Consider the following 13181-nt stretch of genomic DNA (forward strand, 5'->3'; position numbering starts at 1 on the left):
GAGGCAGCAAGTACGCATTATAGGAGATGCCACGAGCAGCCGTCTGTCTCGCGCGCCGGCAAGAGCTCTCGGTACGTCTGCACCCGCCGCGCCCGCCACCGCTCGCGGTCAAGACTGGCAGCGAGTCACAGCGCTATAATGCCGCCTCCCGAATCCGCTCGCGGCGAGGCTGCGCCGACTGGAGACCGCACCGATGAACACCCCTGTCATTCGCCCCGTAATCCTCTGTGGAGGCTCGGGGACGCGTTTGTGGCCGCTGTCGCGAACGCATTATCCGAAGCAATTCCTCCGTCTGGTCGATGATTTCTCGCTGCTGCAGAATACCGTGCGGCGCCTCGAAGGCCTCGCAGGACTCGGCGTGACGATTGCCGTAGCCAACGAAAACCACCGTTTCCTGGTCGCCGAACAGCTGCTCGAGATCGGTTTGAAGGCCGATATCCTGCTCGAACCGGCGGCACGCAACACGGCTCCGGCGGTCGCTGCAGCGGCCGTGCACAGCATGCCGCCAGGCGATCAGCAAGCGCCCCCCCTGCTCCTGGTGCTGCCCTCTGACCATGTCATCACCAACGTCGCGGCTTTTCAGGACGCCGTCAGAAAGGCGATTCCGCACGCCAGCGAGGGTGCTCTGGTGACCTTTGGCGTCGTCGCTGACCGCCCGGAAACGGGCTACGGCTACATCCGCCGCGGCGACACCGTCGCCGGTGGCTACGCACTCGATCGCTTTGTCGAAAAGCCCGACGCCGAGACCGCGCAAGCCTATCTCGATTCTGGCGACTATTTCTGGAACAGCGGCATGTTCCTGTTCCGCGCCGACACCTACCTGGAGGCACTCGACCGCTTTGCGCCGGCTATCCGCGAGTGCGTCACCGCCGCGGTGAGCAGCGAGCGCTGCGACCTCGACTTCGTACGCCTTGATCGCGCCGCTTTCGTTGCCAGCCCATCGAAATCGATCGACTATGCCGTGATGGAAAAGACCGAGCATGGCGTCGTCATCCCGCTCGACGCCGGCTGGAACGATATCGGCGCCTGGGACGCGCTGGCCGGTCTCGGTCTCGCCGATGGCCAGGGCAATACTCAGCGCGGCGACGTGCTCAGCATCGACACCCGCGACTCGATCCTGTTGTCCGAAGGGCGCTTGCTGGCGACCATCGGCGTCACCAACCTGATCGTCGTCGCCACTCCCGACGCCGTGCTGGTCGCCGACAAGTCAAAGGCGCAGGAGGTCAAGGAGCTGGTCGAGAAACTGAAAGGCTCGGGACGCGACGAGACCGAATTCCGGCACATCGTGCACCGCCCCTGGGGTAGCTACGAAGGCGTCGCGCACGGCCCCCGCTATCAGGTCAAGCGCATCGTGGTCAAAGCCGGCGCCAGCCTGAGCCTGCAGAAGCATCACCATCGTGCCGAACACTGGATCGTCGTCAAGGGCACCGCGGCGATCGTGCGCGGCGACGAGTCGCTGCTGCTCTCCGAGAACCAATCGACGTACATCCCGCTCGGCGTCGTTCATCGCCTGGAAAACCCGGGCCGGATCGACCTGGAAATGGTCGAGGTGCAGTCCGGCAGCTACCTCGGTGAGGATGACATCGTCCGACTGGATGACAGCTACGGCCGCTAGTCGATGACGTTTGGAGCCCCGTGCGCAGGCGCTGAATCGCCTCGCCCGCACGACCACCCACCGCGACACTTGAAAGGGCTGCACATGATCCTGGTTACCGGCGGCGCCGGCTTCATCGGAGCAAACTTCGTTCTCGACTGGCTGGCTCAAAGCGACGAAACAGTCATCAACCTCGACAAACTGACGTATGCCGGCAATCGCGAGAATCTCGCAGCGCTGGCCAACGACCAGCGGCACGTCTTCATTCACGGAGACATCGGCGACAGCCAGCTGAGCAGCCGCGTGCTGGCGCAGTACCAGCCGCGCGCGATCGTAAACTTCGCCGCCGAGTCGCACGTCGATCGCTCGATCCATGGTCCGGAGGACTTCATCCAGACCAACATCGTCGGCAGCTTTCACCTGCTCGAAGCGGCGCGCGCCTACTGGGGATCGCTCGCTGACGGAGCCAGGCAGGCCTTCCGCTTTCTGCACGTGTCTACCGACGAAGTGTATGGTTCGCTGCGCAACGACGAGCCGGCTTTCAGTGAAACGCACGCCTACGAACCGAACAGCCCTTACTCGGCAAGCAAGGCCGCCAGCGACCATCTGGTCCGCGCCTATCATCACACCTACGGCCTGCCGGTGCTGACGACCAACTGTTCGAACAACTACGGACCCTACCATTTCCCCGAGAAGTTGATTCCGCTGATGATCGTCAATGCGCTCGCTGGCAAGCCTTTGCCGGTCTATGGCGATGGCCAGCAGATTCGCGACTGGCTGTACGTCACCGATCACTGCAGCGCCATCCGGCGCGTCCTTGAGGCCGGGCGGCCGGGCGAGACGTATAACGTCGGCGGCTGGAACGAAAAGCCCAACCTGGACATCGTGCATACCGTTTGCAGCCTGCTCGACGAGCTTCGCCCGCGCGCCGACGGCAAGCCCTACAGCGAACAGATCACCACCGTCGCCGACCGCCCGGGGCACGATCGCCGCTACGCGATCGACGCGCGCAAGATCGAGCGGGAACTCGGCTGGAAGCCCGCCGAGACCTTCGCCACCGGCATCCGCAAGACGGTACACTGGTATCTGAACAACCAGCAGTGGGTCAGCAACGTGCAGTCAGGCAACTATCGCGACTGGGTCGAGAAGAACTACGGCGAGCGCCAGGAATGAAGATCCTTATTTTCGGCAAACGCGGACAGGTCGGCTGGGAGTTGCAACGCAGCCTGGCGCCGCTCGGGCAGATCGTCGCTCTCGATCACGAAGGTGACGGCCAGCTGTGCGGCGACTTCAGCGATCTCGCCGGCCTGGCCGCGACCGTTCGCGCGGTCGCGCCGGACGTCATCGTCAACGCCGCCGCGCATACCGCGGTCGACCGCGCCGAGTCGGAACCCGAACTGGCGACAACGCTCAACGCGCTGGCGCCCGGGGTCCTCGCCGCGGAAGCCGCGCGCCTCGGCGCCTGGCTGGTGCACTACTCGACCGATTACGTTTTCGACGGCAGCGGTGATAGACCGTGGCACGAGGACGACGCGACGGCTCCGCTCAGCGTTTATGGGCGGAGCAAGCTCGCCGGCGAGCACGCCGTTGCCGGCTGCGAACGCCATTTGATCTTTCGGACGAGTTGGGTCTACGCGGCGCGTGGCAACAACTTCGCCCGCACGATGCTGCGCCTGGCGAGCGAACGCGAGCAGCTCAAGGTCATCGCCGATCAGATTGGCGCACCGACCAGCGCCGAGCTGCTGGCCGACGTCACCGCGCACGCCATTCGCCGCGTCCGGCGACAAGCCGGGCTAGCCGGCCTCTACCATCTGGTCGCCGCTGGCGAAACCAGCTGGCACGGCTACGCCCGGCACGTCATCGACTTCGCCCGCCAGACCGGGCAGCCGATCCGCGTCGCAGCGGCAGCAATCGAAGCCGTGCCGAGCAGCGCCTATCCCCTGCCGGCGCCGCGCCCGCATAACTCGCGCCTGGATACGCGCAAGCTGCAGGCAGCCTTCGACCTGCGACTGCCGGAATGGCAAGTCGGCGTCGACCGCATGCTGACCGAGGTTCTCGACGACTGAGCAGGAAAATCAGCTGATCGCTGCGCCCGCCATGCATGGACGCAGATTGATCGGCGCGCGCTCGTTGACGCGGCGAATCGTGGGATCATCTGACGTCTGATGCACAGGTCCTGAAGGGAGTCAATCGTGGTCTGGTGGCTGGCATATATCGCGCTGGGTTTGTTTGGCGGCTTTTTCGCCGGCATGCTCGGCATCGGCGGCGGCCTGGTGATGGTCCCGACATTGACCATGATGTTCGCCGCGCAGGCCGGTTTTCCCGCGGCGGAGGTGCTGCATCTGGCGCTCGGTACGTCAATGGCGGCGATCATCTTCACGGCGCTGGCCAGCGTGCGCGCGCACCACCAGCACGGCGCCGTGCTGTGGTCGGTCGTCGTGCAGATCACGCCGGGAATTCTCATCGGCACGCTGGTCGGCACGCTGTTCGCCGGCAGCATTCCGTCGAAACCGCTGGCCTTGTTTTTCACCGCTTTCGTCTGCCTGGTTGCCGCGCAGATGATCTTCGGCCTGAAGCCCAAACCAGCGCGCGAATTGCCCGGTGCGCTCGGCGTGTTTGGCGTCGGCACCGGCATCGGCGCGCTCTCGGCGCTGGTCGCCATCGGCGGCGGCTCACTCACCGTCCCCTTCCTGACCTGGTGCAACGTGCGCGTGCAGAATGCCATCGCGACTTCCGCCGCGGTCGGCTTTCCGATCGCCGTCGGCGGCTCGCTGGGTTACATCTTCAATGGTTGGGGGCACGCCGGGCTTCCGCCGGGGAGTCTCGGTTACGTCTACCTGCCGGCGCTGCTCTGGTTGGTGCCGTCGAGCATGCTGATTGCGCCGCTCGGCGCGCGCTTGGCACACCGCTTGCCGGTGGCCACTCTGAAACGTCTCTTTGCCGGCATCCTGATCGTGCTGGCGGCGAAGATGGCCTGGGGTCTGTTCGCCTAGCGAGCGCGCTCAGCGGCCGTGGAAAGTCGGCTGCCGCTTTTCGAGGAAGGCCGCCAGCCCCTCACGATAGTCGTCGGTATCGAGAAAGGCGAAGGAGGCCCGTAGCTCCTGCGGCTCCAGCGGCCGCTCGTCCTGCAGCCGCCGCACCCACTGCTTGTGCCAGCGAGCGACCAGCGGCGCGCCGGCACAAATTCGACGAGCACTGGCGTAAGCCTCATCGACCACCGCATCGTCGGCGACAACACGACTGACTAGGCCCTTGGCCAGCGCTTCGGACGAGTCGAGGATGCGGCCTTCGAGCAGCAGCTCGAGTACCGTTGCCGGGCCGGCAAGACGCAGCAGGCCAGCCATTTCTGCGGGATACATCGAGAAGCCGAGCCTGTTGATCGGCGCACCGAAGCGCGACGACTCGCTGCAGATGCGCAGGTCACACTGCGCGGCGACCTCCAGACCGCCGCCGATACACGCCCCCTGCACCAGCGCGATGGTCGGGTGACGACAGTCGAACAGCGCCTGCAGCGCCGCCCCCGCCTGGCCGTGGTAGGCCATCGCCTGCTCCAGGGTGGCGCGTTTGCTCACGAATTCCTCGAGGTCACCGCCAGCGGCGAAAGCCTGCTCGCCCGCACCGCGAACGAGCACGCAGCGCAAGCCCTCGTCGGCCGACAGATCGGCGATGATCGCCGCCAGGCTCTGCCACATTGCCAGGTCGATGGCGTTGCGTTTTTCGGGATTTGATAGTGTCACGGTGGCGATCGTCGCTTCCCGGCGGCAAAACACGCGACCGCTCACGGCAGCGACTCCTGATGCGCGTGACTCCTGGCCAGCGCCTGCCGTCCCGACAGAATATGATCGTGCATCGCCGTCTGCGCAGCCAGCGCGTCGCCAGCCTTGATTGCCGCCAGAATGACCGCGTGCTCGGCGAGCGACTGCCGCAGACGGCCGTCGATGCTCAGCGAAAACAGGCGCGTCAGCTTGAGCACCTTGCGCAAATCCTGAATCACCTGTCGGAGCCGGCGATTCCCCGACAGCTCCTGGATCTGGAAGTGAAACTCCTGGTTCGCCTCGAAGAAACGCTTGATCTCGTTGCTGCCGGCAAAGTGCTCGAGCTCGGCGTGGATCGCGTCCAGTCGAGCAAGATCCTCGGGCTGCGCACGCCTGGTCGCTTCCAGCGCACAGCGCGCTTCGAGCATCGCCATCAAGGGGAAGATGTCGTCGAGATCCTGCTCCGAGACCTCGGTGACAAAGCAGCCGCGGCGTGGCCGCAAGGTCACCAGCCCCTCGCCAGCCAGAACCTTCAGCGCTTCGCGCAGCGGCGTCCGGCTGATCCCGTAATCAACCGTCAAGGCCTGCTCGTCGATGCGCGTTCCCGGCGGCAACTCGTGCGAAAAAATTCGCTGCCGTAGTCTTTCAGCGACTTCCTGGTAGAGGGCAGTCTGGGCTATTTGACTCGGATCCATCGATCTCTTCTTCGCTGATTCGTTCAAGGCCCCCCGCGAGACCTTGCGTTCATAATTATGGATACAGTATTATTCGTTGACAGGAGTGTCAAGCTTTAAAGCGCCCTTGAGCGATTACGCCGCTCTGGGTCGGTATAATCCTTGCGTCGTCCCTGACGACAACCCCAACTCATTCCACAGATTCCGTGAAAGGCTCCGTCATGTCCAACGCGAACAATCCCGCACCAGCCGATTCAGCCAGCCTTGATGCCTGGAAAAAAGCCGCCGCCAAAGCTCTGCGCGGTGCCGAACTCGATAGCCTGAATTGGGTGACGCCCGAAGGTGTCGTCGTCAAGCCTCTGTACACCCGCCAGGACCTCGATGGGCTGCCCTACACCGATACCCTGCCGGGCCTTGCTCCTTTCGTCCGCGGTCCGCAGGCGACGATGTACACCGGCCGGCCATGGACCATTCGTCAGTACGCCGGCTTCTCCACCGCTGAAGCTTCGAACGCTTTCTATCGCAAAGCGCTGGCCGCTGGCGGTCAGGGCGTCTCGGTAGCCTTCGATCTGGCCACCCACCGTGGCTACGACTCCGACCATCCGCGCGTCACCGGCGACGTCGGCAAGGCTGGCGTGGCGATCGACTCGGTCGAAGACATGAAAATCCTCTTCGACAGCATCCCGCTCGAGAAGGTCTCGGTGTCGATGACCATGAACGGCGCCGTGCTGCCGATTCTCGCCGGCTACATCGTTGCCGCCGAAGAGCAGGGCGTGCCGCAGGACAAACTCTCGGGGACCATCCAGAACGACATCCTCAAGGAGTTCATGGTCCGCAACACCTACATTTACCCGCCGAAACCGTCGATGAAGATCATCTCCGACATCATTGGCTACACCGCGCAGCACATGCCGAAGTTCAACTCGATCTCGATTTCGGGTTATCACATGCAGGAAGCCGGTGCGACGCAGGCGCTCGAACTGGCATTCACCATTGCCGACGGTCGCGACTACGTGCGCACGGCAATCGCTTCCGGCCTCGACGTCGATGCCTTTGCCGGCCGACTGTCGTTCTTCTTCGCCATCGGCATGAACTTCTATCTCGAAGTCGCCAAGCTGCGCGCCGCCCGCCTGCTGTGGTGGAAAGCGATGCAGGAGTTCGAGCCGAAGAGTCCCAAGTCGAGCATGTTGCGCACGCACTGCCAGACCTCGGGGTGGTCGCTGACCGAGCAGGACCCCTACAACAACGTCGTGCGGACGACCATTGAAGCAATGGCCGCGGTTTTTGGTGGCACGCAGTCGCTGCACACCAATGCTCTCGACGAGGCAATCGCCCTGCCGACGGAATTCTCGTCGCGCATCGCGCGCAACACGCAGCTGGTGATCCAGGAAGAAACGCACATCACCAACGTCATCGACCCGTGGGCTGGCTCGTACATGATGGAGCGACTAACGCAGGACCTCGCCGACGAGGCCTGGAAGATCATCGAGGAAGTCGACAGCATGGGCGGCATGACGCACGCCGTCGAATCCGGCTGGGCAAAAATGAAGATCGAAGCCTGCGCGGCCGACAAGCAGGCACGCATCGATTCCGGCAAGGACGTGATCGTTGGTGTGAACAAATACAAGCTGGCCAAGCAGGACGACCTCGAGATCCGCGACATCGACAACAACGCCGTCCGCGATTCGCAGATTGCCCGTCTCAAGACGATGCGCGACGCCCGCGACAGCGAGCAGGTCAACGCCGCCTTGGCTGAGCTGACGCGTTGCGCCGAAACCGGCGAAGGCAACCTCCTCGACCTGACGGTCAAGGCCATGCGCCTGCGCGCTTCGGTCGGCGAAGTCTCCGACGCGATGGAGAAGATCTTCGGACGTTTCCGCGCCACGCAACAGACCGTCTCGGGCGTCTACGGCGCCGTGCTTGACGGCATCTCGAGTTGGGAAACGCTGAAAGCCGAGATCAACAAGTTCAATGAGGACGAAGGCCGTCGGCCGCGGATCATGGTCGCCAAGCTCGGCCAGGACGGCCACGACCGTGGCGCCAAAGTCGTCGCCACCGCTTTTGCCGACCTCGGTTTCGACATTGACGTTGGTCCGCTCTTCCAGACCCCCGAAGAAGCTGCCCGTCTGGCGATTGAAAACGACGTGCACGCAGTTGGCGTCTCGTCGCTCGCCGCCGGACACAAAACCTTGCTGCCGGCGCTGGTCAAGGCGCTCAAGGATCAGGGCGCCGACGACATCATCGTCTTCGCCGGCGGCGTCATCCCGGCGCAGGACTACGACTTCCTCTTCAAGTCGGGCGCCAAGGCCATTTTCGGGCCGGGAACGCGCATCGAGGACTCGGCGATGACCGTCCTGGCCGAAATCCGCAAAGCGCGCGCCGCCAGCGCCTGAGCAAGCCGAAGACCAGCTGTCAAGCATGGATATGACCCACAAATCAACCGCCCCAGCCATGGCTCCAGCAGACCAGCACCTCGTCGACGGCGTTCTCGCCGGTCGGCGACGGCCGCTGGCCAAAGCCATCACCCTCGTCGAGTCGACGCGCAGCGATCACCAGCGGCGCGCTCGGCAGGTGCTTACGGCCTTGCTGCCGCACACCGGGCAGACCATCCGGGTCGGCATTTCCGGCGCGCCAGGCGCCGGCAAGTCAACTTTCATCGAGTCACTCGGCATCCATCTGATCGACGCTGGCAAGCGCGTGGCGGTGCTTGCCGTCGACCCCTCATCGTCGGTTTCCGGTGGCTCGATCCTCGGCGACAAGACGCGCATGGAGTTGCTCTGCCAGCGCGACGAGGCTTTCATCCGTCCCAGCCCGTCGTCGGGATCGCTCGGCGGCGTCGCCGACAAGACGCGCGAAGCGATGCTGCTTTGCGAGGCAGGCGGCTTTGACGTGATCATCGTCGAGACCGTCGGCGTCGGTCAGTCCGAAACGACCGTCGCCGGCATGGTCGACGCCTTCGTGCTGTTGCAACTGCCCAACCAGGGCGATGACCTGCAGGCAATCAAGAAGGGCATCGTCGAGATCGCCGACATGGTGGTCTTCAACAAGGCCGACATCGACGAGCGCGCCGCGGCCTTTGCCCGCGGCCAGATGAAGGCGGCGCTGACCATGCTGCGCAGCGCCAGCCCCAACTGGCGGCCACCGGTGCTCACCGTCAGCGCGCTGGCCAAGCGCGGCATCGCCGAGTTCTGGGCCGAAATCGAGCGCTACCAGAAAACCATGAGCACCAGCGGCGAATTCGAGCAAAAGCGCCGCCGGCAGGCGGTCGACTGGATGTGGAGCCTGATCGACTCTGGCCTGCGCCGCGATTTCCGCAGCCATGCGGCGGTGCGCGCCGCGCTGCCGGAACTGTCGGCCGATGTCGCCGAAGGGCGGACGACGCCCGGCGCGGCCGCGGCCAGGCTGCTGGCGTTTCTGAAACACTGATTGCAGGAGTCGGGCCAGGATTGCCCGGCTTGTTTGAGTAGTTCTGATTGACCCGACCGTTAGGGAGTAAACCTTATGCACGACATCATTCGCCAGCTTGCAGAGAAGCGTGCGGCGGCGCGTCTGGGCGGTGGCCAGAAGCGTATCGACAGCCAGCACAGCAAGGGTAAATTGTCCGCCCGCGAGCGCATCGAGCTGCTGCTCGACAGTGGCTCGTTCGAAGAATGGGACATGTTCAAGGAGCATCGCTGCCACGACTTCGGCATGGCCGACCAGTCGGTCCCCGGCGACGGCGTGGTGATCGGCTGCGGCACGATCAACGGCCGCCTGATGTTCATTTTTTCGCAGGACTTCACGGTCTTCGGCGGCTCGCTTTCCGAGGCGCACGCTGAAAAGATCTGCAAGGTGATGGATCATGCGATCAAGGTCGGCGCGCCGGTGATCGGCCTCAACGACTCGGGCGGTGCGCGCATCCAGGAAGGTGTCGCGTCGCTTGCCGGCTACGCCGACGTCTTCCAGCGCAACGTCCTGGCCTCGGGCGTCGTGCCGCAGATCTCGCTGATCATGGGACCGTGTGCCGGCGGCGCCGTTTATAGCCCGTCGATGACCGACTTCATCTTCATGGTCAAGGACTCGTCGTACATGTTCGTCACTGGCCCGGAAGTGGTCAAGACGGTGACCCACGAAGACGTCACCGCCGAAGAACTCGGCGGTGCGGTCACCCACACCAGCAAGTCCGGAGTCGCCGACCTGGCCTTCGAGAACGATGTCGAAGCCTTGATGATGCTGCGTCGCTTCATCAGCTTCCTGCCGTCGAACAACCGCGAAAAGCCGCCACGCCTGCCGTCGCAGGATTCCGCCGAGCGTCTCGACTTCTCGCTCGACACACTGGTGCCCGACAACACCAACAAGCCGTACAACATCAAGGAACTGATCATCAAGGTCGCCGACGACGGTGACTTCTTCGAACTGCAGCGTGAGTACGCCAAGAACATCGTCATCGGATTCGCGCGCATGGACGGCTCGACCGTGGGTATCGTCGCCAACCAGCCGCTGGTCCTCGCTGGCTGCCTGGACATCAAGAGCTCGATCAAGGCCGCCCGCTTCGTGCGCTACTGCGATGCCTTCAACATCCCGGTGGTGACCTTCGTCGATGTGCCCGGTTTCATGCCCGGTACCGCGCAGGAGTACGGCGGCATCATCAAGCACGGCGCCAAGCTGCTCTACGCCTACGCCGAGTGCACGGTCCCGAAGATCACCGTGATCACCCGCAAGGCCTACGGTGGCGCCTACGACGTGATGGCCTCGAAGCACCTGCGTGGCGACGTCAACTTCGCCTGGCCGTCGGCCGAAATCGCCGTCATGGGCCCGAAGGGCGCGGTCGAGATCATCTTCCGCGAGGAAAAGAACGACCCGGCCAAGCTGGCGGCGCGCGAAGCCGAATACAAGGCCAAGTTTGCCAACCCCTTCGTCGCCGGAGCACGCGGCTTCATTGACGACGTGATCATGCCACACGAGACGCGCAAGCGAATCTGCCGCTCGCTGGCGATGTTGCGAGACAAGAAACTGGAAAACCCGTGGCGCAAACACGGCAACATTCCGCTTTGATCGACGGGGAGAAATAGAGATGTTCAAGAAAATACTGATCGCCAACCGAGGCGAAATCGCCTGTCGCGTGATGAAGACCGCCAAGAAGATGGGCATCGCGACGGTGGCCGTTTATTCCGAAGCCGACAAGGATTCGATGCACGTGCTGATGGCCGACGAGGGCGTGTGTATCGGCCCGGCGGCGTCCAAGGAATCGTATCTGGTGATCGACAAGATCATCGACGCCTGCAAACAGACCGGCGCCGAAGCCGTGCACCCGGGCTACGGATTCCTCTCCGAAAACGAGGAGTTCTCGCGTCGCCTCGAAGAAAACGGCATCATTTTTATCGGCCCGAAGCACCATTCGATAGCCGCCATGGGCGACAAGATCGCCTCCAAGAAGCTCGCTGAAGAAGCCAGGGTCAACACCATCCCCGGTCACAACGCGGCCATCGAGGACGCCGCCACAGCCGTCGGCATCGCCAAGAAGATCGGTTACCCGGTGATGATCAAGGCCTCGGCCGGTGGTGGCGGCAAGGGTCTGCGCGTCGCCTACGACGACAAGGAAGCCTCGGAAGGCTTTGACGCCTGCCGCAACGAAGCGCGCAACAGTTTCGGCGACGACCGCGTGTTCATCGAGAAATTCGTCGAGGGACCGCATCACATCGAGATCCAGCTCATCGCCGACTCCTTCGGCAACACCATCTACCTGCTCGAACGCGAATGCTCGATTCAGCGCCGGCACCAGAAAGTCCTCGAGGAAGCGCCGTCGCCGTTCATCGATGACAGCATCCGCAAGGCGATGGGCGAGCAGGCGGTGGCGCTGGCCAAAGCGGTGAAGTATCAGAGCGCCGGTACCGTCGAATTCGTCGTCGGCTCGGACAAGTCTTTCTACTTCCTGGAAATGAACACCCGCCTGCAGGTCGAGCACCCGGTCACCGAGATGATCACCGGCGTCGACCTGGTCGAGTTGATGATCCGCGTCGCGGCTGGCGAGAAGCTGCCCTTCGTGCAGGACGACATCAAGGCCAAGGGCTGGGCGATCGAGTGCCGGATCAACGCCGAAGACCCCTTCCGCGGCTTCCTGCCGTCGATCGGCCGGCTGGTCAAGTATCGTCCGCCGGAAACCGTCGACGGTCAGGTCCGGGTCGATACCGGCGTTTTCGAAGGCGGCGAGATCTCGATGTATTACGACTCGATGATCGCCAAGCTGATTTGCCACGGGGCAACTCGCCAACAAGCCGTCGAGCGCATGCGCGACGCGCTCAACGCCTTCGTCATTCGCGGCATCAGTTCGAACATCCCGTTCCAGGCGGCGCTGATGCAAAACACGCGCTTTCTCTCGGGAACCTTCACCACCTCGTTCATGGCCGACGAGTATCCAAGCGGTTTCGTTGCCTCTGACGTCATCCACGAGGACCCGGGCCTGCTGGCCGCCGTCGCCGCTTTCGGGCGTCGTCGCTACATCGACCGTGCGGTCAAGGTCAGCGGCCAGATGCCGGGGCACCAGCGCAAGGTCGGCAGCGAGTGGGTCGTCCAGATGGAAGGCAAGGATTACGCGGTAGTCGTCACGCCGATCCCTGGCGGCTACTCGGTGACCTACGGCGACGATCGCTACGATCTCGTTTCCGACTGGAAGTTTGGCGAACTGGTCTTCCACGGCAGCTGCAACGGCGAGCCGCTGTGCCTGCAACTCGAACGCATTGGCCTGCTCTATCGCGTCGTCCACTTCGGCAAACAGGTCAAGGCCACGGTGATGACCGCCAATGCCGCGCGGATGCTGGCACTGATGCCCAAGAAGGTGCCACCGGATCTCTCCAAGTTCCTGCTCTCGCCGATGCCGGGCTTGCTGCGCGAAGTCTCGGTCAAGGCCGGCGAGCAGGTCAGTGCCGGCGAAAAACTCGCCGTCATCGAAGCGATGAAGATGGAGAACGTCCTCAAGGCCGAACGCGATTGCAAGGTCAAGAAAGTCGTCGCCACGGCTGGCGAGAGCCTGTCGGTCGATCAGGTGATCATCGAGTTCGAGTAATCCCGGCGTAGCGAGCGCCTCGCCGACGCGTCGAAGCCCGCCTCCCGGCGGGCTTTTTGCGTTTTGTGGCCGCCCTATTCGAAGAATGCCTGGCGTAACTCGCCGAGCACCAGCAG

General features: G+C 63.7%; 10 protein-coding genes. 8 read left to right on the top strand and 2 right to left on the bottom strand.

The window, feature by feature from the left end; translation table 11 throughout:
* Positions 1-193: 193 nt before the first annotated feature.
* From QZ656_RS04860 to QZ656_RS04875, 4 genes are all read left to right on the top strand, one after another.
* Entirely contained in the window at positions 194-1615 is a 1422-nt protein-coding gene (locus QZ656_RS04860; RefSeq protein ID WP_291992327.1) for a mannose-1-phosphate guanylyltransferase/mannose-6-phosphate isomerase, read from the top strand.
* 84 nt (positions 1616-1699) lie between these two features.
* Positions 1700-2767: a dTDP-glucose 4,6-dehydratase gene (rfbB, locus tag QZ656_RS04865; protein ID WP_291992328.1), complete on the top strand. Its 1068-nt coding sequence runs from the start codon at positions 1700-1702 to the stop codon at positions 2765-2767.
* Positions 2764-3660 (top strand): dTDP-4-dehydrorhamnose reductase, encoded by an 897-nt coding sequence (gene rfbD, locus QZ656_RS04870; RefSeq protein WP_291992329.1) that lies wholly within the window; start codon positions 2764-2766, stop codon positions 3658-3660. The genes rfbB and rfbD overlap by 4 nt, the downstream gene beginning before the upstream one ends.
* A gap of 126 nt (positions 3661-3786) precedes the next feature.
* The gene (locus QZ656_RS04875; RefSeq protein WP_291992330.1) at positions 3787-4587 is read left to right on the top strand and encodes a sulfite exporter TauE/SafE family protein; all 801 of its coding nucleotides are present in this window, start codon (positions 3787-3789) and stop codon (positions 4585-4587) included.
* A 9-nt stretch (positions 4588-4596) separates the two neighbouring features.
* On the opposite strand, the gene QZ656_RS04880 is transcribed toward QZ656_RS04875, so the two are convergent.
* Positions 4597-5376, bottom strand: coding sequence for an enoyl-CoA hydratase-related protein (locus QZ656_RS04880; protein ID WP_291992331.1), 780 nt, complete (start codon positions 5374-5376; stop codon positions 4597-4599).
* Positions 5373-6044, bottom strand: a complete 672-nt coding sequence (locus QZ656_RS04885; RefSeq protein WP_291992332.1) for a GntR family transcriptional regulator — start codon at positions 6042-6044, stop codon at positions 5373-5375. The genes QZ656_RS04880 and QZ656_RS04885 overlap by 4 nt, the downstream gene beginning before the upstream one ends.
* 200 nt (positions 6045-6244) lie before the next feature.
* Between QZ656_RS04885 and scpA the strand changes: the two genes are divergently transcribed.
* The 4 genes from scpA to accC all read left to right on the top strand — a co-directional run bounded on the left by scpA (position 6245) and on the right by accC (position 13065).
* Positions 6245-8416, top strand: coding sequence for a methylmalonyl-CoA mutase (scpA, locus tag QZ656_RS04890; protein ID WP_291992333.1), 2172 nt, complete (start codon positions 6245-6247; stop codon positions 8414-8416).
* 31 nt (positions 8417-8447) lie between these two features.
* Positions 8448-9449, top strand: a complete 1002-nt coding sequence (gene meaB / locus QZ656_RS04895; protein ID WP_291992631.1) for a methylmalonyl Co-A mutase-associated GTPase MeaB — start codon at positions 8448-8450, stop codon at positions 9447-9449.
* Positions 9450-9524: 75 nt separating this feature from the next.
* The gene (locus QZ656_RS04900; protein WP_291992334.1) at positions 9525-11057 is read left to right on the top strand and encodes an acyl-CoA carboxylase subunit beta; all 1533 of its coding nucleotides are present in this window, start codon (positions 9525-9527) and stop codon (positions 11055-11057) included.
* Positions 11058-11076: 19 nt separating this feature from the next.
* Positions 11077-13065, top strand: coding sequence for an acetyl-CoA carboxylase biotin carboxylase subunit (accC, locus tag QZ656_RS04905; protein WP_291992335.1), 1989 nt, complete (start codon positions 11077-11079; stop codon positions 13063-13065).
* Positions 13066-13181 lie beyond the last annotated feature (116 nt).

Origin of the sequence: Candidatus Accumulibacter sp. ACC003 (genome assembly GCF_907163085.1) — a bacterium.
In the GTDB taxonomy this organism is placed as follows: domain Bacteria; phylum Pseudomonadota; class Gammaproteobacteria; order Burkholderiales; family Rhodocyclaceae; genus Accumulibacter.